Genomic DNA, 20,124 nt, shown 5'->3' on the forward strand with positions numbered 1-20,124 from the left:
TTACTGCGCCATCAAGGCTTCAATATCTTCAACTGACTTCACCACTGCAGCAGTTAACACACGTGGGCCATTTTTCGTTGCCACCACATCATCTTCAATACGAATGCCAATACCGCGCCATTTTTCATCTACAGTTTCATCATCTGGCGCAATATAAAGCCCCGGCTCAACCGTTACGACCATGCCTTCTTCATAGGCACGCCATTCACCGTCTTGCTTGTATGAACCGACATCATGCACATCCATACCCAACCAGTGACCAGTGCCGTGCATATAAAACTGACGGTAAGCTTCTTTTTCAATGATCTCGTCAATATCGCCTTGCATAATGCCAAGATCAAGCAAACCTTGAACCAAAATACGTACAGCAACATTATGTGGTTCTTTATAAGAGTTACCAATTTGAACTGCATTAATTGCAGCAATTTGTGAATCTAAAACCACATTGTACAAAGCTTTTTGTTCAGGACTGAATTTGCCATTCACAGGGAAAGTACGAGTGATGTCGGACGCATACAACTGATATTCACAAGCCGCATCAATTAAGACTAAATCACCATCTTTAAGTTCTTTGTTGTTTTCAACATAATGTAAAATACAGCCGTTTTCACCGCCGCCAACAATGCTGTTATAAGACGGCACACAGCCATTTTTACCAAAGACATAATTCAATTCAGCTTCTAGAGCGTACTCCATCATGCCCGGTTTAACGGTTTGCATAGCTCGTGTATGTGCTTCTGCTGAAATATCCGATGCAATTTGCATCATTTCAAGTTCGTCTTCAGATTTATGCAGACGCATTTCATCAATAATACGATCGAGTTGAATGACTTGTGCAGGCGCACTCGCACCTTTGCGTGATTCACCGCTCGCTGTTGCAATCCACTTAGCAACCCGTGCATCAAAATCAGCTTGCTGGCCTATTCGATAGAATAATTTATCTTTATTTTGTAATTTTTCTAAAATTTCTTCATCAAGCAAATCAATTGCATAAGCTTCATCGGCTTCATAATCATCTACTGCCCCATCTACACCCGCACGATAACCATTCCAAATTTCCATTTCACGGTCACGTTCACGGCAGAATAAACTGTAGCTATATCCTTCTTCTTCCGTATCAAATGTTTCAATAACAGCAACCGCTTCAGGTTCTGCAAAACCTGTTAAATAAAAGAAACTACTGTCAGCTCGAAATTTATAATCTGCGTCGCGGTTACGCATGGCTTCTTTGCTCGTGGCAATAATTGCAATACTACGTAGTCCCATTTCACCCGCAAGGATGTCACGACGTTCTTGAAAATCCGCTTGAGTTAATTTCTTCATTTAAATACTTCTTATACCTGCTGGCTGATATTGTTTAAATTTTGATTCAATTGAATATGAATCTGTCAATCTATGTGAGGTATGTATAAAACCACCTAATACCTCACACAGATATAAGCAAAATTAATGCCTTAGCTTGGGCGATGTGGTGTAAACATTTCTACCACATTATTCGCCTCAACCGCAGAGGCTTTTTTACTCACCACTTGTAGCAGAGGTGTTTCATCTACAGCTACTTTGGTGCGGCCCATTGACAAACTCACAGGGATTAAACGAACGAATTCGTATAATTCTTGGTAGCTTTCTTCACCTTCTTCATCATTGTCTGAATCTTCAAATTCAACCGCTGCCACATCTTGCAAGTGTTCAATTAACTCTTGCTCATTGGCACGTAAATGACCTGAAGCTAAACCGAAACCTAACACAACACCTGCACACCAGTCCGCTAATGCCTCAACACGCTCTGGTAAAAGGTGTTCATCGTCTGGCAATAAAGGAAGATAGTCTAATTCGTCATCTGAAAGAGAGTGAGCAACATCTTCCGCTTCTTCAGTTAACAAAGCTAACGCTTCTTCGTTTAATTCTGGCACATCGAGTGTCGCCAATATCTGTTGCCACTCTTCACGGCTTGGTGGTTGTGACACACAAACTATACCTGTGAGTAATCCATGTAACTCACTTGGGCTTGAAATTTCTTCAATTTTAGAAAAATTGTGGGACCAATCTGACCAACCTGAAATATCGTCTTGCATTCGTTTATCCAATCTCTATACTTCGTATATATTACCTTTGTTTGCAATACTGTGCGACTACGTTATGTTAGAAGAATTACAGCGTCTCCAGGCGCATATTAGCGTTTTAAAAACGCGACTTGCGCAATTTGAAAGTGAAAATGATGCTCTGAATGATCAAAAAAATTCATCAGATGAACAGCATCATGCTCAAATTGTGCAAAAGAACGGCATTATCACCTCGAAACAAGAAGAAATTGAAACCCTGAATGAGCAATTGACTGATTCGCGTGCTCAACTTCAACAACTGAATACTGATGCGACCGCATTAGCAGATCGTTATAGCCGCCTTGAAAAAAGCTGCACAGATTTAAAAAATCGTTTTCAGGAAATTTTGGCAGAACGTAACGAGCTACGTATCATCAAAGAAAAGATGCAAAACGAACAGCGTCATGCTCAACAAGAAATTCAAGGTTTGCAGCAAGAACGTGAACGTTTATTGCAAAAAAATGAACACGCAAAAGCAAAAGTTGAAGCCATTATTCAGCGTCTAGCCATTTTAGGTACCGCTCAGGATCACCACGCACAGGAAATCCAGCAATTGGCGCATCCGACTGAAACCAATGAGGAAGCATGAGCATGAGTGAACAAATTGCAGTAGATTTAAAAGTACTCGGCCACAGCTTTCGTCTTGCAACCACTTCAGATCAGCAAGCGGATTTAGAACGTGCTGCACAACTGCTAAATGACAAGTACGATGAATTTCGCCGTAAGGCACCACGTATGGAACCGAGCAAGCTCATCATTATGGTCGCACTTGAGTTGATGCAAGAAGTGCTGTCGATGAATAAGAGCTTGCAGGAATATGCCAATTGCGAACTTTTGTTGCAAAATATTTTAGAACAAGTTGAAGAATTAACTGAATAATCGGTGGTTTAGTGATTATACTTTGCCCGATTGCTTCATTTTAAACGCTTTGTCTGCGTTTGGTGATTTGCCAAAAACACTGAATTCGTTATACTGAGCACATCTCTGAGGTGTTCGCCAGCTAGGTCTAATCCCCTGCCGATACTTAAACTTATGGATGTGTTCTGTATATTCTGAGCGTATGCCCTCCTTGTGTGGGAAACCCAGCGAGTGTACGTCGCGTCCACCTTGAACTCATCGGGTTCAGGGTCACGACATTTGCAGCGGCATCTTCGGAGTGTTTATTTGTTCTTTTATTTAAATAACTATAATCAAAAAATTAAATTGTCTTTTTATCTCTTTTTCTAAGTTTTACCTTTTTCACTGGCTTTGTTGCACAAAGATTTGAAATGCAAAGCGCCCCTAATTGAGCCAAATTTAAGGCGTAACTTGGGTAAGTGGTCGACCTAATTCCGTAAATCTGTTAAGAACTGCTACACGTGCATGGATCTCATTCACTTGGCTATCAAAACTCCTTGCACTGAGTTTATCTCCTAATAATTTGATGCAATGCATCTTAGTTTCAACCAAACTTCGCCGATGATAGCCTGACCATTTTTTCCATAGTGTCCTGCCTAAACGCTTAACTGTTCGAAGTAATTCATTTCGCTCTAGCGAGCTACTCTTTGTATCTTTCCATGGTTTCGCATTTTTTCTAGGTGGAATCACCGCATGCCCTTGCCGATCTGCAATGACCTGACGGCATTGCTTGGTGTCATAAGCTCCATCGGTATAAACAGAGTCAATCTGCTCATCTTGTGGAATCTGATTAAGTAAATCACCAAGCACCTGTGAATCACTGACATTATTGGTTGTAAGCTGAACTGCTCGTATTTGTAGGGTTTTGGCATCTATACCAATATGTAGTTTACGCCATTGGCGACGATATTCAGGTCCATGTTTCTTGCGTTTCCATTCGCCCTCACCTAGAAACTTCATGCCTGTAGAGTCCATGAGTAGATGCAGCCCATCGCTACTTTTTTGGTAGCTGATTACAATATCAATATGCTTTTGTCTTCTACAAAGCGTGGTGTAATCTGGTGCGGTCCAATTTAATCCGCAAAGTTTAATCAGACTTTGCACAAAGCCAGTAACCATACGTAAAGACAGACGGAATAAGGATTTAATCATTAAGCAGCATTGGATAGCTGCGTCGGAGTAGGTTTGATTTCGCCCTTGTTTGCCTTTTGATGGAGCATACCATTGCGTAGCAGGATCAAACCAAAGGGCAATATTTCCGCGACTCATGAGTGCTCGGTTATATGCGGGCCAATTGGTTGTGCGGTAGATTTTGTGTGTAGGCTTCTTCATTTGAAAATTATATCGCTGAAAAAGCCTTTACAGATAGATTTGTGCAACAAAGCCGTTTAAAACTTAATTTAAACTGGGTAGATTTATTTTAGTAAAGGTGGCTTTGTTTAAAGTCAGCTTGCGGCTTTGTATTATTAAAAAATCATCGGAAAGGAAAAGGTTTGGAAACTAGAAAATTTAAAATAGCGATCCTTGCATTATTAATTTCAACAGGGATGATTGGGGAGGTTAATGCTTCTGCACAATCAAACAAAGTTTTAAATGTTGCTTTCGAAGCTCCAGATGATGGCTTTGATATGGTTAAAACGTACAATTACTACAGCGGTAATATCGCTGAGGCGATTTTTGAGCCTTTACTTAAATATGACTATCTTGCTAGACCTGTAGTTCTTGTGCCAAATACAATTGAGGCTATGCCAAAAATTGAGCAGGAAGGTAAGGTTTATACTTTTAAAATTAAGCGTGGCATACACTTTTCCAATGATGCGGCATTTAAAGGTAAGAAACGCGAGTTAGTTGCGCAAGACTATATTTATTCAATTCAACGTATACTTGATCCAGCTAATCGATCACCGACTTACTCATTCATTGATGGCAAAATTTTAGGTGGTGATGAAGCTGTTGCTAATGCCAAAAAAACTGGAAAGTTTAACTATGATGCTCAGATCGCTGGGCTTAAAGCGATAGATCCATATACTTTACAAATAAAACTCACACGACCTGATTATAATTTTCAATATATCTTAGCTTATGTCACTTTTGGTGCGACAGCGAAAGAAGTCGTTGCATTTTATGGCAATAAAATTGCGCAGCATCCTGTAGGTACTGGGCCTTATCAAATCAGTAAATATGTACCACGTAGCAAAATTGAGCTGATTGCCAATCCAAATTATCGTGGTTTTGTTTGGAATTTTAAGTCCACCGGTACTGCATGGGATAACCAATTAGTCAAAGAAATGTCAGGCAAAAAAATGCCACAAATTGGTAAAGTTTCGGTCAGTATCATTGAGGAAGAGCAATCGCGTTGGTTGGCGTTTAAAACTGGCCAACTAAATTTTGATAAATTGACATCAAATGCAGTACCTCAGGCTTTAGATGGAAATAAGCTTAAACCTGATATGCAAAAGCAGGGAATCAAACTTTATCCAAACAAAGATGCAGAAATCACCTATACCATGTTCAATATGCAAGATCCTATTGTAGGTGGGACAAGTTTGGAAAAAATTGCTTTGCGTCGTGCAATTAGCATGTCTTATAACCAAGCAGAATCTATTAAACAGTTATACCAAGGGCAAGCAGTTAAAGCTGAAATGTTCTTACCTGAAGGGGTCAGTGGATTTAATCCAAATTATAAGAGCAGTATTGGATATAACCCATTGTTAGCGAATAAGTTACTGGATCGTTTTGGTTACAAGAAGGCCGCAGATGGATACCGAAATTTGCCAAATGGCAAGCCTTTAACCCTCAAAATTAATACTGAAAATAGCTCAAAGTCTGTAATCCAGTCTGAGTTGTGGAAAAAGAATTTAGATGCGATAGGGATTCGAGTTGAATTTAAAGTAAGTAATTTTGCAGATAATTTAAAAGAAGCGATGCAGTGTAAATATATGATGTGGGGCGGTGCTTGGATTGCAGATTATCCTGAGGGTGAGAATTTCGCCCAATTGTTATATGGGCCGAACTCAGGGCAAGGTAATTTAAGTTGTTATCAATCTAAGGCTTATGATGCCTTATATAAGCAAGCGACAGCATTACAGCCAAAGCAAAGAACACCTCTTTATGAAAAGATGAATCGACAAATTGAAGCAGATAATCCTTGGATTATTCATTCAACCCGTTTACGCAATTGGCTTATTCATGCTGAAGTACAAGGCTATAAAACACATCCTATGATGAATACGAGCTGGCAATATCTAGATATTCAGCCAACTAAATAATAATTTTTCGGGATAAAAATGAAGCAAAATTTGAAACTTAATTTAAAAGCGTTCGGTACGACATTTTTAGTTGGGGGGATGTTGCTTGCAGCGACCAGTTTTACTCAAGCAAAAAATCCTGCTGATCCAAATAAAGTTCTGCGCTATATCTTTCCAGTGGCGGAAACAGGTTTTGACCCAGTAGGCGTACATGACCTGTATTCGGCGCACGTTAATACTTCAATTTTTGAAACTTTATTTACGTATGACTATTTAGCATCGCCTGCAAAATTAGTTCCCAAAACTGCTACAGCTATGCCACAAGTCAGTGCAGATGGCCTGACCTATACCATTCGCTTACAAAAAGGGATCTATTTTGCTGACGATCCAGTTTTTAAGGGTAAAAAACGTGAATTAACAGCCGCAGACTACGCTTACTCATTTAAACGTTTACTAGATCCTAATCTACGTTCTCCAAACAGTTGGTTGTTAGATGGGCGTATTGAGGGGATGGATGCAGTCCTCGAACAAGCAAAAAAAACAGGAAAGTTTAACTATGATGCTCCGGTTTCTGGGCTTCAAACCCCTGATCGTTATACATTGGTTATTCGTTTAAAGGCGCCAGATCAAAATTTTCCAATGTTGTTAGCGCATCAACCTGCATCGGCTATGGCACGTGAAGTTATTGAAAAATATCGAGACAAAGCGGGCTTTGTAATGGGGAGACCAGTTGGAACAGGCCCTTATATTTTAACGCGTTGGACACCCGGCTCACGGATCATTTTAAAAGCGAACCCGAACTATCGTGGTTTTGTTTGGAACTTTAAAGCATCAACTGCACAAGACCAAAAAATTGTCGATGCAATGAAAGGCAAGCAAATGCCTCAAATTGGTGTCGTTGATATACAAGTCATGGAAGAATCCCAGTCTCGATGGTTAACCTTTGCAAAAAACGAGGCAGACCTACTTGTTTTAGATGGAGATTTATCCGTTCAAGCCTTAAAGGATGGGCAGTTGAAGCCTGAGTTAGAGAAGAAAGGCATCCAGATGTCACGAATCTCTGATCCATCCATTGATTACCATTATTGGAATATGCAAAATCCGATTGTTGGTGGCTTCAGCAAAGAAAAAATTGCCTTACGTCGTGCCATGGCAATGGCCTATTCGGCAGATAATCAAATTAAAGTATTGATGAATGGTGATGCACAAAAATTACAAGCGCCAATTCCTTTAGGCGTTGCTGGTTTTGATCCACATTATAAGTCGAGCATTCCTTATTCTGTTAAAGCCGCAAATTTATTGTTGGACCGTTATAACTACAAAGTGGGTGCTGATGGATGGCGGACATTGCCGAATGGTAAACCATTGATTATCGAGATGACGCTGTCAGGAAATAGTAGTCGTAGTCAGCAACTTGGTGAGTTTTGGAAGAAAACATTAGATGGCATTAACATCAAAATGACCACAAAATCTATGCCTTTTGCTGAAGCATTAAAAGCCGAAAAACAATGTAAAACGATGTTTAAAGCCTCGGCTTGGATTGCAGATTATCCTGATGCTGACAACTTTATGCAGTTGTTCTATGGCAAAAATATCAACGTGACAAACAATGGTTGTTCAAAAATACCTGAATACGATCGTTTATATGAACAAACACAGCGCATGAAGCCCGGCCCTGAAAGGGATGCTGTTTATCGCAGAATGTCTCGAATTTTAGAAGTATACATGCCTGTACAAATTAACTATGCACGTTACAGAACAGTTTTGTCTCAACCGCGTGTTATTGGCTATAAAAAGCATCCTGTTCTAGTAACAGAATGGATGTACATCGATATTGACCCTAAGAAATAAAATGGAATAAAACTGGAGAAATTATGAAAAGCAACTTTATGCAATTGACCACGCTGAGTGTGTTAATGATGGGTGGTAGTCAGCTCGTTCATGCAGCAGAGACAACACGTAGTACTTTGCCAAAATTCCAAGCCAAAGATATTCCTGCTTTATGTGATGCAAATATTAAAAAAATTCAAAATGACTTAAGTGCTTTTGAACAAAAAAATATTAAGAAAAATGCAAAAGCGGCTCCAGTTCTTGCCGAATGGGATCAAGTCTTTTCAAAGTTTGAAGATTTTTACGGACCGATTGGACTTTATAGTAATGTTGATCCTGATGAAGCTTTACGTAAGGCCGCTGAAGATTGCGAAATTAAAATCAGTGAATTCCAAACATCAGTTTTTCAAAATCCAAAGCTTTATGAGCAAATTAAAAAATTAAAAACAAATGATGAAATTGAAAAAAAATATCGTCAGGATATTTTAGATAGTTTTGAAAATACTGGCGTTCAGTTAACAGCAGAAAAGCGTGCTCGCTTAAAAGCGATTTTTGATGAATTAGCGAAAATTGAACAAGAATATGCGCGTAATGTACGTGATAATGCTGAAAAACTTGAATTTACACCTGCCGAATTAAAGGGTTTACCTGACAGTTATATCTCAGGTTTAAAGAAAAATGAAAAAGGCAATTACTTATTAGGATTTGAGTATCCTGAATACCGTCCTTTTATGGAACTGGCTGAAAGTGATGATGCGCGTAAGCGTTATCAAACAGCATTTACACGCCGTGGTACTGAAAAAAATCTTGGCTTATTAAAACAAGCGATGGATTTACGCTATGAAATTGCACAATTATTCGGTAAGAAAAGCTATGCAGAGTGGGTGTTACAACATCGCATGGCCAAAGACCCTGCAACGGTAAATAAATTCCTTTCTGAAGTACATGCAACGGTTGCTCCACTTGAGAAAAAAGAAGTACAAACCTTACGTGAATTCAAAGCGAAGACTTTAAAAATACCTGTAGAAAAGGCTGAAATTAATCGTTGGAGCGAAGCATATTGGAGTGAAAAGCTTCGCAAAGAAAAGTATGAAGTAGATCAAGAGAAACTTCGTGACTATTTCCCAACACAAGCTTCACAGGAATGGATTTTTGCAATTTCATCTGACTTATATGGTATTGATTTCCAACCGGCGAAAGTCGATGTCTGGCAAGATGAAGTTGAATATTATGATGTAAAAGACAAAAAAACGGGTGAAATGCTAGGTGGGTTGTATATCGATAAATATCCACGCAAAGGCAAATATGGTCATGCTGCAGTTTGGGGTGTTAAAGGTGGCAGTACACTAACCAATCGTAAACCAATTTCTGCATTGGTAACCAACTTTAACCGTAAAGGGTTAAATAGTGATGAGTTGGAAACTTTTGTACATGAATTTGGGCACGCACTGCATGGCATCTTGTCAAATACACGTTTTGCATCTCAATCAGGCACCTCTGTAGAGCGTGATTTTGTTGAAGCACCATCTCAGATGTATGAAGAGTGGGCACGCCGCAAAGAAACATTATCGACATTGGCAAACTACTGTAAACCCGCATGTCCTCGTGTTGATGACGCTTTAATCAGTAAATTAAATGCAGTGCATAGTTATGGTCGTGGTTTGCATTATGCCCGTCAAACTTTATACGCACAGTTTGATATGGCTTTACATTCTACCGATGCTTTAAAAGTTCAACCTTTAGAAGTTTGGAAAAAGATGGAAGGTGCAACTGCTTTAGGATACGTGCCTACGACTGAATTCCCTGGGCAATTTAACCACATTATGGGCGGCTATCAGGTGGGTTACTACGGTTATATGTGGTCTGAGGTGATGGCTCTAGACATGCTTTCTGCATTTGGTGACAACCTCAATAATCCAGAAGTTGGTCAGCGTTATCGCAAGACGATTTTATCCCAAGGTGGCCAATATGAAGCTGAAAAAATCGTACATGACTTCTTAGGTCGTAAACCCGATAACAAAGCTTTCTTTGACGAAATTACAGGTCAACGAGTTAAGTAGGGACGACGCTTATGCTGGCATATATTATTCGACGGATATGGCAGATGATCCCAACAATGTTGGGTGTCGTTCTGCTTATATTCTTCCTATTTAACTGGGTTGGGGGCGATCCTGCATATATTTTGGCAGGTAAAATGTCGAACCCCGAACAAATTGAAAATATCCGTCAACAATTGGGCGTCGATCAACCCTATTACGTGCAATTGTGGATTTTTATTAAGCAAATTTTGACTTTTGACTATGGTTTAAGTTGGAGTACAGGCGAGTCTGTGTCAGATATTATTCTGACCCGATTGGGTCCTTCACTGACGATTCTTATTCCACTTACTATTTTGCAAACCATTATTTCAATTGGCTTAGCTTTAGCTGTGGCATCGGTACGAGGCAGTTTGACTGACCGTATGATCATGATGCTTTGCACCATTGGTATGTCCATTAGTATTTTGGTTTATATCATTGTTTTTCAATATGTATTTGCATATCAATTGAGTTGGTTTCCGGTACAGGGTTGGAGCGATAATTTTGGTGAAAACCTCTTTAAGTACGCCTTGCTGCCAATTTTAATTATGTTGGTCGTGAGTATTGCGCCAACCTTACGTTTGTACCGTAGTTTTGTTTTGGATGAAGTAAATCAAGATTATGTACGGACAGCGCGAGCCAAAGGTGTAGGTGAAAGTCGCATCTTGGGTGTACATGTCTTAAGAAATGCCTCAATTCCAATTATCACTGATGTGATGTCTAGTTTGCCTGCATTATTGATTGGTGCTTTTCTTATTGAACGTTTTTTTGGTATTCCTGGAATTGGTCGTGAAGTCATTATTGCGGTAGAGCGTAGTGATTTCCCAGTGATTAAAGCGATCACGGTTTATGTTGCAGCAGCCACCATGATTTTTAACTTACTAGCGGATTTGATTTATAAAATTGTCGATCCTCGCGTTCAGTTGAAGTAGGTGACATATGCTAGGGACGTTAATTAAAAGAAAAGAAGTATCTAAACCTTCATCATCTACGGGCTTGTGGAAATTGGCAATGCGTCGCTTAAAAGCGGATCGAATTGCCATGATTTCACTATTTGTTGTGCTGTGCTATTTCGTTGTTTTGGTTTTGTCGATGACAGGTTTAGTTGCATCGAACTGGAATAAAGAAGTTGCTGAGAGTTACGCACCACCAACATTTATGGGAGCACCGCAAGAAGCTGCAAAAAAAGTTGAAACAACAGCAGCACAGGCATTACCTGAAAACCCTGTAGATCCATTGAAAGATGTGATTGCCGAATTGAATGCTGAAATCGCTGCGGGAAAGGGTGAATCATCAGCAATTGATTATTATGGTGTTGTAGACCCGTTAGCTGAAGATATGAAAGCGATAGATCAGCAACTGGGTGGGCATTTATTAGATCAACAAAGTGAGTTGAAGCAGACGTTACCTTTTGGTGCAGATAAGTGGGGACAAGACGTTCTACAAAAGACCATTAAAGGAGCTGAAACCTCGATTATTGTTGGGGTTGTTGCTGCGTTATTGGCAGTCGTGATTGGGACGATACTTGGTGCAATTTCCGGTTATTTTGGTGGTTGGGTCGACGACATATTGAACTGGTTTTACAACATTTTCACGTCTATTCCATATCTACTGTTGGTATTGGCTATTGCAGCTGTCCTACAACAGAAGGGCATTATGTCGATTGTGTTGATTTTGGGACTCACTGGATGGACTGGGGTGTATCGTTTAATTCGCGCTGAGTACATGAAACACACATCGCGTGAATATGTACTTGCCGCGAAAGCTATTGGGGTAAGTCATTTTAGACGTATCTTTGTGCATATTTTCCCGAACGTTAGTCATATTGCATTAGTACAAATTTCAATTTTGGTTGTGGCATTTATTAAGTCTGAAGTCATTTTAAGCTTCTTGGGTTTTGGTGTTCCTGTAGGCGTAGTGTCTTGGGGGAGTATGCTCAATGAAGCCCAAAGTGAGCTGATTTTAGGTAAGTGGTGGCAATTGATTGCTGCTTCGGTAGCGATGGCTGTATTGGTTACCGCTTTTTCAATGTTTACTGATGCATTACGTGATGCATTGGATCCAAAAATAAAATAAGGGGTAGAGGATGACTGAGCAAAATCAATCTGTTAAGCCGACACTCCTGAGTGTAAAAAACCTCAAAGTGAGTTTTAAGGGCGAAAATAAAACCTATATTGAGACTGTAAAAGGAATTTCTTTTGATATTCCTGCTAATACCACAGTAGCGCTCGTTGGTGAGTCAGGTAGTGGTAAATCGGTCACTTCTTTGGCGACAATGGGTCTGTTACCCAAAGAGCAAAGCCGTATTGATGAATCGAGTAAAATTCTGTTTGAGGGAAAAGATTTACTGAGTTTGTCACCACGTGAGATGCGCGCTATCTGTGGTAAGGATATTGCGATGATTTTCCAAGAACCCATGTCTTCATTAAATCCGGTATTTACGGTTGGTGATCAAATTGCAGAGGTTCTACGTTTGCATTTGGGTATGGGGCGTAAGCAGGCACGTACTCGAACTTTAGAACTGTTAAAAGAAGTGGGTATTCCTTCACCTGAAACAAAAATTGATGCTTATCCAAGTCAAATGTCGGGAGGACAGCAACAGCGTGTCATGATTGCAATGGCAATTGCATGTGAACCGAAGTTACTCATTGCAGATGAACCAACCACGGCACTTGATGTGACAATCCAAAAACAAATTTTAGATTTACTTGAAACCCTGCAAAAAAAGCGTGAAATGTCGATGCTGTTCATTACACATGATTTGGCGTTAGTAGGTGAAATTGCAGATCAAGTCATTGTAATGCGGCATGGTGAAATTCGTGAACAAGGCACTGTCACGGAAGTGTTAGAAAATCCACAAGATATTTATACTCGTGCCTTACTCAAGTGCCGCCCACAAATGTCAGAACGACCTTTTAAGCTGCCGATGATTAGTGATTTCATGCGTCAAGATGGTGATCAGTTGATAGAAGATGTGCATCTTTCAGATGATACTAAACGTCAACGCAGTCGTGGTTTAACAGGAGATGAGCAGATTATTTTAGATGTTAAAGATCTAAAAAAATCGTTTTATAGTCGTAAAGGTCTGTTTGGTAAAGACGAATTTCAAGCAGTCAAAGGCGTTTCTTTTCAGCTTGCGAAAGGTAAAACTCTAGGTTTGGTTGGTGAGTCTGGTTCAGGAAAAACTACGATTGGCTTATTGTTGATGCGTTTGCAAGAAGCGACAGGTGGACAGGCGTTGTTTGAAGGCAAAGATATTCTGTCGATGAGTGAGAAAGAATTTAATCAGTATCAGCGCAAGATACAAATTATCTTCCAAAATCCATATGCATCATTAAACCCTCGCTTTACAGTGGGCCAAATACTGATGGAGCCGATGTTGGTTCATAACATTGGTAAAGATGATGCTGAACGTGAGCGAATGGCTTTTGATTTACTCGAACGTGTGAGTTTACCAGCACAAGCTTTTTATCGTTATCCGCATGAATTTTCAGGTGGGCAACGTCAGCGGATTGCGATTGCGCGTTGTTTAACTTTAAAACCTGAAATTTTGATTTGTGATGAATCTGTCTCTGCACTTGATGTATCAGTACAGGCGCAAGTTTTGAATTTACTGCAAGATTTACAAGATGAATTTGGCTTAAGTTATATATTTATCTCGCATGATTTATCTGTAGTGAAATATATTTCAGATCAAATTATGGTAATGAATCATGGTGATATTGTTGAAATTGCTAACTCTGATGTCTTGTATCAGAGTCCGCAACATGAATATACCAAGCGTTTGTTAAATGTAATTCCACAGGCGACAGAACAATTTTCCTAAATGTCTTAAATAAAAAAACCGCTCAAAAGAGCGGTTTTTTTTATGGCTTAAAATTAAAATTTCTTAAAGCCTTTATTTGCACCAAATGCACGGCTTGGTACTGAGTCTTCACGACGTTCACGATTACCAAAATTGTCGTTGCGACGTTCACCACGGTTTGCGCTATTACCTTGGAAGCCATCATTACGACGTTCACCACGGTTTGCGCTATTACCTTGGAAGCTATCATTACGACGCTCGCTACGGTTAGAACCATTGCCCTGGAAACCTTCACGGCGCTCACCACGATTGAAGCTATTGCCTTGAGCACCATCATTACGGCGTTCACCACGGTTGAACTGTTGACCAGTTACTTGTGGTTGATTTTCATCGGTATCACGACGTTGTTGACGTAAATAACCACCACGACGAGCAGCCATTGGTTTGTCTTGCATACGTTCAGTACGACGTTTTGCCATACCAAACAGGCCTGTACCTTGACGTGGTTTTAGCTCTACAGATTTGGTTAAGTTGTCAATATCTTGTTTATCAAGTTCAATCCAGCGGCCTGTACGAAGTTCACGTGGCAGAATAACCGAACCATAACGAGTACGTAGAAGGCGACTTACTTTTAAACCTTGTGATTCAAAGATACGACGTACTTCACGGTTACGACCTTCTTTTACCACGACTTGGAACCAACGGTTAATACCTTCACCGCCAATTTCAGAGAATGATTCAAACTTCGCTGGGCCATCATCTAACACCACACCTTGTAGCATGTTGTTTTTTAGTTGAGGCGTTACTTCACCCATAACACGAACAGCATATTCACGCTCAATTTCGCTAGAAGGATGCATTAGGCGGTTTGCTAATTCACCATCGTTAGTGAATAACAAAAGACCAGTCGAGTTAATGTCTAGACGACCAACCATCACCCAACGATCACCAGTAATTTGTGGTAATTGTTCAAATACAGTTGGACGATTTTCAGGATCGTTACGCGAGCAGATTTCACCTTCTGGCTTATAGTAAATCAACACACGACGACGAATTTCATCTTCAATTTGGAACTGAACTTTACGACCGTCGATGCGAAGCTCATCAGTTGGTTCGATACGTTCACCCACTTGGGCAACTTGCCCATTTACGCTTACACGACCAGCGGCAATGACTTCTTCCATATAACGGCGAGAACCCAAACCAACGCGTGCAAGCACCTTTTGCAATTTTTCACTCATGACAGCATAACCTTAGAAATTATCATCAACAGTTCACCTATTTATGACTTCGGTGCATTTGCATCGAGCGTCATAAAAGCTTCCTTGGCATCCTGCAGGGGAGGCAATTGGCCTAAAGTGGTTAGACCAAAAGCATTTAAAAATTGTGACGTTGTGACTAACAACGCGGGTCTTCCTGGGAGTTCACGAAAACCAGACTCTTTAATCCAGTTCCAATCAAATAAAGTACGTAAAATTTGACTGTTATTGGTTACTCCTCGAATTTGCTCAATATCTGCACGTGTTACCGGTTGATGATAAGCAATGACAGAAAGCGTTTCGAGCAAGGATGGCGATAAACGAGTCGGTCGTTCAGGCCAGGTTTGTGCAATAATATTACGATATTTTGCACGTACTTGAAAACGGAAACCTTGAATGGTTTCAACAAGTTCAATTGATCTGCCATGTTGCAACATGGATAGTTGTTGCAAGTATTGGCGTAATTCTGTTTTGGTAAAACGGTCTTGGAAGGCTTCTTTTAAGCGTGCAATGCTTACTGCAGCATCGCTCGCAAAAATAATAGCCTCAAGCTGCATCAAAATTTCATGTAGATTATCTTCAGATGACATGGCTGTCATTTGAGTCGATTCAGTGTTCATGCACGTGCTCCTTGAATTGCAAGCGGTGCTTCTACACCTGATGCGACAATCTGTACTTTTTGTTGGCGTGTCAGTTCTAAAATGGCCATAAACGTCACCACAACACCCATACGACCTTGGCTTGGCTTGAGCAAATCAGCAAAATCTAAAACTTCGCCCGATTCAAGCCTACTTTCAATAAATGCAATACGCTCTTCAAGCAGCACAGGCTCTTGTAAGATTTGATGAGTAACAGGCTCTGGTCGGTTAAACACGCAGAGCATGGCATCACGAAGCAAATTAATGTCATAACCATCATTACTTTCAATGACTGTACCTAAACTGACATTGGTATCAAATGTGTCTCGGTCAAGGACAGACATTTGTCCTAAACGTTCGGCCGCTTGTTTAATCCGTAAATAGGTTTCAAGACGGTCAATCAATTCTTGTTTTGGGTCTTGCTCATGCGCAGAGACAGATTTAGGTTTAGGTAACAGGAGGCGTGATTTTAAATCTGCAAGTAAAGCTGCCATGACCATATAGTCGGCTGTTAGCTCGATATTCAATGACTTCATCGCATCCATATACGATAAATATTGAGCAGCAATTGGCGCTATATCAACTTGTAATAAGTCAAAACCGTTTTTTTGGATTAGATAAATTAGGAAGTCGAGTGGTCCTTCGAAATGCTCAAGCAGGATTTCAAATGCAGAAGGCGGTATGTACAAATCTTCTGGAATAGCTTCTTGCCACTCATCCAAAACACGAATGTGTGGGGCATCTTCCATAGAATTATGGACAGTAGGGTTCATTGCAATTATAGGCCACGCGAATTTTCAAAGGCATGCAGACAGCTTTTGCTTCGATCTCACATCGAAAAGTAAAAGCACACAGTTTATAGGGAATAGTGTAAAGGAAATTTGGCTTTAAAGAAATTACTCAACGGTTGAATTGCTTAAAAAACTAAAAATAATCTGTGAACAGTGACAGGGTTAACATTTGAGGGTTTTTATTGCTTTAAAATTATTCAGTTTTTCTTTGGGATTTATTACAGAGATCTAAATATCTACAGGCTACAATCATTCAAATGGCAAAATGAATAGAAAGAAAAATGATGCAAAGATTTATACAACAAAATCAATTCGGACAAGAAGTGGGGGCAGCGCTAAATTTTATTGAGCCTTGTCAGCTTACGATTCAGCCTGAAGTTGGGCGAACGGTGCAATTGATTCCAATGTTGCCTAATCAACTGGATAATCAGCTCATCAAGAAATTGTGGCAATCCGTGCAAAAGGAGCCAGATGCAAGTTGCTGGACTTATTTGCCATATGAACAAATGCAAAATTTGCAGCAATTACAAGATTATTTCCAAAACGCATTTTATTTTGAAGGGGCGATTCATTACGTCATTCAGATTAATGATGAGGTTGTAGGTTGGATCGCTTTGTTAAATCTGCGACCACATCACGCTGTTGTTGAAATTGGCAATGTCTATTTTTCAAATTTTATGAAACGTTCAACGGCTGCCACTGAAACCGTTTACCTTCTGCTTGCAGCGTGTTTTGCGGCGGGTTATCGACGGGTAGAATGGAAATGTGATGATTTAAATATGCCATCAAAAAAGGCAGCATTACGTTTCGGTTTTGAATATGAAGGCTTATTTCGCCAACATGTGATCGTGAAAGGTCGAAACCGCGATACAGCATGGTTTTCGATGCTCGACCATCAGTGGAATGATATTCTCCAAGCCTATCAGGCGTGGCTAAAACCCGACAATTTCGATGGTGATGGGCAACAGAAAATTCATTTAAAAGACTTTATGCAACTTTACGCTGTATAAGGTAAGGCAAACGTGGAGTGCTTATTCAAAAGCACTCACATCACCGACACCGCGACGAATTACTTCTGGGTAATCGCCAGCCAAATTAACAATGCTTGTAGTGTTCAGTGTACCTAAGCCGCCATCAATCAATACATCAATACGCTTACCAATCTGCATTTCAATTTCATAAGGATCGTCAATCGGTTCACTTTGCCCAGGTAGGATGAGGGTAGATGTAAGAAGTGGTTCATCTAGCTCTTTCAGCAACAACTGGCATATCGGATTACTTGGAATACGCAAACCAATGGTTTTCTTTTTGGGATGCATTAAACGGCGAGGTACTTCACTGGTCGCAGGCAAAATAAACGTGGTCACTGCAGGCGTATTATTTTTCAATAAACGATACATGGCATTGTCGACTTTGGCATAAGTGGCAATGTCAGATAAATCGGCGCAAATAATGGCGTATTGATGTTTAGCATCAAGTTGACGAATTTGGGCAATGCGCTCCATAGCGCTCTTGTTGCCAATTTGGCAACCGATGGCATAAGCGGCATCGGTAGGGTAAACCACTACATCGCCAGCGCGAATGCGTTCCACTGCTTGAGTAATTAAGCGTGGTTGAGGATTTTCCGGATGTATTCTCAAATGTAACATATCGTTTTCCTCTTATTATTGGGTGCTCATGCCATTATGTCTTTGTCGATCTGCATTGTGCAATCTGAAAAAGTGCCAATTTGTATAATTTAATCAAGCATTTCACGCTTAAATTCATTCGCTTGTAACATTTTGCCAGCGCGCGTTGCAGCACAAATACACGAAATGAAGTGTTGTGCGTCACGTGGTAATTTTGCTTCACCACTAAAATATTGCTGAAGTTGAGCATATACATTGTCTTTGAAACTGCTGCCATTGCCACCTTCACCCGTCAAGTTATCTAAAGAAACACGAAACTTTCTACCAAAGGCTTGGGCGAATAACCATTCAATGGCTTGCGGTTTAATTTCAACTTGTTCAAATAAGGCTTGTTGTTCGGCTGTACGGCCATCGGGTGCATACCAATAGCCTAAATCTGGAAGTAAGCGACGTTTATCACCCGCAATGGTCCAATGGCTAATCTCATGCAAGGCACTATTGAAAAAGCCATGGGCAAATTGAATACGTGCAGGAGCGTGTTCACTCGCTGGGAAATATTCGGGTTCAAAATCACCTTTGACTAATGTCACATTCAGGTGGGAAAACCAAGAATTAAAGTGTAAGATGAGCCAATCAACTTGTTCTGCTTCTGTAGAAAGTTTCTCCCAGTCCAAGAGTTGCACTTGGTCGGTTGAAATGTCAGAATCGATGGTTGAAATTGTGCTAACAAGTGATGAAATATTCACTTCTGTTTGCGGCTGCAACAGATGCATGACTTAATTTACCCAATAGGTCTGTCTAAATAAGTACAAAATTGTATCTTAATCTTTGACAGAGTACTGATGAATTTGTAGAATTGCCGCCTTAATTATGTCAGCAAATACCTTTCCGGCACAGATAGAGCCGTTTAAATGGGCCGAACAGGGCTTCAAATGGACAGGTCAACTGCCATTATCACGCTTTGTTCGAATATCCCGTGAAGCTGTTGGATCAATTGATGATCAATTGATTAACATAGACTGTAAGCTATCAATGGATGCATATCATCGCGTTGTATGGCTAGATGGTCACGTTGAAACAAAAGTGCCTGTAGAATGCCAGCGTTGTCTGGATACTGTAGAACTTGAACTTGTTTCAGATTTTCATCTAGCTCTTGTGGATGATGAGTCACTGATAGAGCGCTTGGATGAGGATGCTGATTTCATTGTTCTAGGTGAAAGTGAAGCAACAGTTAAAGGAAGCTTTGATGCGCCTGCGACTGCTAATTTACTCGCACTCATAGAAGATGAATTGTTATTGTTGATGCCGTTGTCTCCGAAACATGAGTTTTGTGAACATAAGCATCAACCTGCCGTAGAAGAGCTTGTTGAAGAAAAACGGGATAACCCGTTTGATGTTTTGGCAGGTTTGAAGGGTAAACTTAACTAATTTTTGTGTTATACTGTGAAGTATAAGACAACTGAATTTGTTCTGATCCATTTTTTCGATATTTGTAAGGAGCCATCATGGCCGTTCAGCAAAACCGTAAAAGTCGCTCTCGCCGTGACATGCGCCGTTCACATGACGCTTTAACTGAGAATGCATTAACTGTAGACCAAGCTACTGGTGAAACTCATCGTCGTCACCACGTATCTAAAGATGGTATCTACCGTGGTCGTCAATTATTCGCTAAAGCATCTGCTGAATAATTGATGATGTATTAAGCGTCAAGCTTAGTAGAAAAAATGGGAGCGTTAAGCTCCCTTTTTTTGTATCGTGTTTTTGTTGCATTTGGCAATTACCAAGTCAAAAATTAAGTGTTAAATTTCCGTCCCTGAAATAAGCGTACATGAGATTGTGTTTGTTTTA

18 protein-coding genes, 1 other RNA gene and 1 pseudogene are annotated in these 20,124 nt (G+C 40.2%); 12 read left to right on the top strand and 8 right to left on the bottom strand.

Going from position 1 to position 20,124, the window contains the following annotated elements; translation table 11 throughout:
• Positions 1-1,323, bottom strand: a complete 1,323-nt coding sequence (gene pepP / locus A9J31_RS11875) for a Xaa-Pro aminopeptidase (RefSeq protein WP_067766077.1) — start codon at positions 1,321-1,323, stop codon at positions 1-3.
• A gap of 131 nt (positions 1,324-1,454) precedes the next feature.
• Complete coding sequence (locus A9J31_RS11880; RefSeq protein ID WP_067766080.1) at positions 1,455-2,075, bottom strand: UPF0149 family protein; 621 nt, start codon at positions 2,073-2,075, stop codon at positions 1,455-1,457.
• Between the two features lie 64 nt (positions 2,076-2,139).
• On the opposite strand from A9J31_RS11880, the gene A9J31_RS11885 reads away from it, so the two are divergent.
• The 3 genes from A9J31_RS11885 (at position 2,140) to ssrS (ending at position 3,263) form a co-directional block, all read left to right on the top strand.
• Positions 2,140-2,691, top strand: a complete 552-nt coding sequence (locus A9J31_RS11885; protein WP_067766083.1) for a hypothetical protein — start codon at positions 2,140-2,142, stop codon at positions 2,689-2,691.
• Between the two features lie 2 nt (positions 2,692-2,693).
• Entirely contained in the window at positions 2,694-2,981 is a 288-nt protein-coding gene (locus A9J31_RS11890) for a cell division protein ZapA (protein ID WP_067766086.1), read from the top strand.
• A gap of 99 nt (positions 2,982-3,080) precedes the next feature.
• Positions 3,081-3,263, top strand: a non-coding RNA gene (gene ssrS, locus A9J31_RS11895) — 6S RNA.
• A 135-nt stretch (positions 3,264-3,398) separates the two neighbouring features.
• On the opposite strand, the gene A9J31_RS11900 is transcribed toward ssrS, so the two are convergent.
• Positions 3,399-4,331, bottom strand: coding sequence for an IS5 family transposase (locus A9J31_RS11900; RefSeq protein WP_067766089.1), 933 nt, complete (start codon positions 4,329-4,331; stop codon positions 3,399-3,401).
• Positions 4,332-4,546: 215 nt separating this feature from the next.
• Between A9J31_RS11900 and A9J31_RS11905 the strand changes: the two genes are divergently transcribed.
• The 6 genes from A9J31_RS11905 to A9J31_RS11930 are packed head-to-tail and all read left to right on the top strand — an operon-like array spanning position 4,547 to position 13,981.
• The gene (locus A9J31_RS11905; RefSeq protein WP_067766092.1) at positions 4,547-6,268 is read left to right on the top strand and encodes an ABC transporter substrate-binding protein; all 1,722 of its coding nucleotides are present in this window, start codon (positions 4,547-4,549) and stop codon (positions 6,266-6,268) included.
• Between the two features lie 18 nt (positions 6,269-6,286).
• Positions 6,287-8,098: an ABC transporter substrate-binding protein gene (locus A9J31_RS11910; protein ID WP_067766095.1), complete on the top strand. Its 1,812-nt coding sequence runs from the start codon at positions 6,287-6,289 to the stop codon at positions 8,096-8,098.
• A 23-nt stretch (positions 8,099-8,121) separates the two neighbouring features.
• Entirely contained in the window at positions 8,122-10,137 is a 2,016-nt protein-coding gene (locus tag A9J31_RS11915) for a M3 family metallopeptidase (RefSeq protein ID WP_067766098.1), read from the top strand.
• A gap of 11 nt (positions 10,138-10,148) precedes the next feature.
• The gene (locus A9J31_RS11920; RefSeq protein ID WP_067766101.1) at positions 10,149-11,087 is read left to right on the top strand and encodes an ABC transporter permease; all 939 of its coding nucleotides are present in this window, start codon (positions 10,149-10,151) and stop codon (positions 11,085-11,087) included.
• A gap of 7 nt (positions 11,088-11,094) precedes the next feature.
• Positions 11,095-12,231: an ABC transporter permease gene (locus A9J31_RS11925; protein ID WP_067766104.1), complete on the top strand. Its 1,137-nt coding sequence runs from the start codon at positions 11,095-11,097 to the stop codon at positions 12,229-12,231.
• 10 nt (positions 12,232-12,241) lie between these two features.
• Positions 12,242-13,981 carry an ABC transporter ATP-binding protein gene (locus A9J31_RS11930; protein WP_067766108.1) on the top strand — a complete coding sequence of 580 codons (1,740 nt, stop codon included), beginning with the start codon at positions 12,242-12,244 and terminating at the stop codon, positions 13,979-13,981.
• 317 nt (positions 13,982-14,298) lie between these two features.
• Here A9J31_RS11930 and rluB read toward each other — a convergent pair.
• The 3 genes and pseudogenes from rluB to A9J31_RS11945 form a co-directional block, all read right to left on the bottom strand.
• Positions 14,299-15,201 (bottom strand): annotated as a pseudogene (gene rluB, locus A9J31_RS11935) (23S rRNA pseudouridine(2605) synthase RluB); the annotation flags it as partial.
• Between the two features lie 41 nt (positions 15,202-15,242).
• On the bottom strand, positions 15,243-15,839 hold the full coding sequence (gene scpB, locus A9J31_RS11940) for an SMC-Scp complex subunit ScpB (RefSeq protein WP_067766111.1): 597 nt from the start codon (positions 15,837-15,839) through the stop codon (positions 15,243-15,245).
• Positions 15,836-16,630: a segregation and condensation protein A gene (locus tag A9J31_RS11945; protein ID WP_067766113.1), complete on the bottom strand. Its 795-nt coding sequence runs from the start codon at positions 16,628-16,630 to the stop codon at positions 15,836-15,838. Before A9J31_RS11945 ends, scpB begins: the two co-directional genes overlap by 4 nt.
• Before the next feature lie 302 nt (positions 16,631-16,932).
• Here A9J31_RS11945 and A9J31_RS11950 point away from each other — a divergent pair, with 302 nt between their 5' ends.
• On the top strand, positions 16,933-17,658 hold the full coding sequence (locus A9J31_RS11950) for a GNAT family N-acetyltransferase (RefSeq protein WP_067766320.1): 726 nt from the start codon (positions 16,933-16,935) through the stop codon (positions 17,656-17,658).
• A 21-nt stretch (positions 17,659-17,679) separates the two neighbouring features.
• Here the strand turns inward: A9J31_RS11950 and A9J31_RS11955 are convergent, their stop codons facing one another.
• Positions 17,680-18,297 carry an L-threonylcarbamoyladenylate synthase gene (locus A9J31_RS11955; RefSeq protein WP_067766117.1) on the bottom strand — a complete coding sequence of 206 codons (618 nt, stop codon included), beginning with the start codon at positions 18,295-18,297 and terminating at the stop codon, positions 17,680-17,682.
• An 89-nt stretch (positions 18,298-18,386) separates the two neighbouring features.
• Positions 18,387-19,049 (bottom strand): elongation factor P hydroxylase, encoded by a 663-nt coding sequence (locus tag A9J31_RS11960; protein ID WP_067766120.1) that lies wholly within the window; start codon positions 19,047-19,049, stop codon positions 18,387-18,389.
• 97 nt (positions 19,050-19,146) lie between these two features.
• Between A9J31_RS11960 and A9J31_RS11965 the strand changes: the two genes are divergently transcribed.
• Together A9J31_RS11965 and rpmF are read left to right on the top strand one after the other, a co-directional pair.
• A complete protein-coding gene (locus A9J31_RS11965; RefSeq protein ID WP_067766123.1) occupies positions 19,147-19,704 on the top strand; it encodes a YceD family protein in 558 nt (185 codons plus the stop codon).
• A gap of 77 nt (positions 19,705-19,781) precedes the next feature.
• Positions 19,782-19,964: a 50S ribosomal protein L32 gene (gene rpmF, locus A9J31_RS11970; protein ID WP_004279227.1), complete on the top strand. Its 183-nt coding sequence runs from the start codon at positions 19,782-19,784 to the stop codon at positions 19,962-19,964.
• Positions 19,965-20,124 lie beyond the last annotated feature (160 nt).

This window comes from Acinetobacter gandensis (assembly GCF_001678755.1).
Taxonomy (GTDB): domain Bacteria; phylum Pseudomonadota; class Gammaproteobacteria; order Pseudomonadales; family Moraxellaceae; genus Acinetobacter; species Acinetobacter gandensis.

Coding starts and splice junctions, on each gene's coding strand:
- A9J31_RS11950 (WP_067766320.1), top strand. CDS start 16,933: ATGCAAAGATTTATACAACAAAATCAATTCGGACAAGAAGTGGGGGCA.
- pepP (WP_067766077.1), bottom strand. CDS start 1,323: ATGAAGAAATTAACTCAAGCGGATTTTCAAGAACGTCGTGACATCCTT.
- A9J31_RS11890 (WP_067766086.1), top strand. CDS start 2,694: ATGAGTGAACAAATTGCAGTAGATTTAAAAGTACTCGGCCACAGCTTT.
- A9J31_RS11955 (WP_067766117.1), bottom strand. CDS start 18,297: ATGTTACATTTGAGAATACATCCGGAAAATCCTCAACCACGCTTAATT.
- A9J31_RS11900 (WP_067766089.1), bottom strand. CDS start 4,331: ATGAAGAAGCCTACACACAAAATCTACCGCACAACCAATTGGCCCGCA.
- rpmF (WP_004279227.1), top strand. CDS start 19,782: ATGGCCGTTCAGCAAAACCGTAAAAGTCGCTCTCGCCGTGACATGCGC.
- A9J31_RS11920 (WP_067766101.1), top strand. CDS start 10,149: ATGCTGGCATATATTATTCGACGGATATGGCAGATGATCCCAACAATG.
- A9J31_RS11925 (WP_067766104.1), top strand. CDS start 11,095: ATGCTAGGGACGTTAATTAAAAGAAAAGAAGTATCTAAACCTTCATCA.
- A9J31_RS11915 (WP_067766098.1), top strand. CDS start 8,122: ATGAAAAGCAACTTTATGCAATTGACCACGCTGAGTGTGTTAATGATG.
- A9J31_RS11930 (WP_067766108.1), top strand. CDS start 12,242: ATGACTGAGCAAAATCAATCTGTTAAGCCGACACTCCTGAGTGTAAAA.
- A9J31_RS11945 (WP_067766113.1), bottom strand. CDS start 16,630: ATGAACCCTACTGTCCATAATTCTATGGAAGATGCCCCACACATTCGT.
- A9J31_RS11880 (WP_067766080.1), bottom strand. CDS start 2,075: ATGCAAGACGATATTTCAGGTTGGTCAGATTGGTCCCACAATTTTTCT.
- A9J31_RS11965 (WP_067766123.1), top strand. CDS start 19,147: ATGTCAGCAAATACCTTTCCGGCACAGATAGAGCCGTTTAAATGGGCC.
- scpB (WP_067766111.1), bottom strand. CDS start 15,839: ATGAACACTGAATCGACTCAAATGACAGCCATGTCATCTGAAGATAAT.
- A9J31_RS11960 (WP_067766120.1), bottom strand. CDS start 19,049: ATGCATCTGTTGCAGCCGCAAACAGAAGTGAATATTTCATCACTTGTT.
- A9J31_RS11885 (WP_067766083.1), top strand. CDS start 2,140: ATGTTAGAAGAATTACAGCGTCTCCAGGCGCATATTAGCGTTTTAAAA.
- A9J31_RS11910 (WP_067766095.1), top strand. CDS start 6,287: ATGAAGCAAAATTTGAAACTTAATTTAAAAGCGTTCGGTACGACATTT.
- A9J31_RS11905 (WP_067766092.1), top strand. CDS start 4,547: ATGATTGGGGAGGTTAATGCTTCTGCACAATCAAACAAAGTTTTAAAT.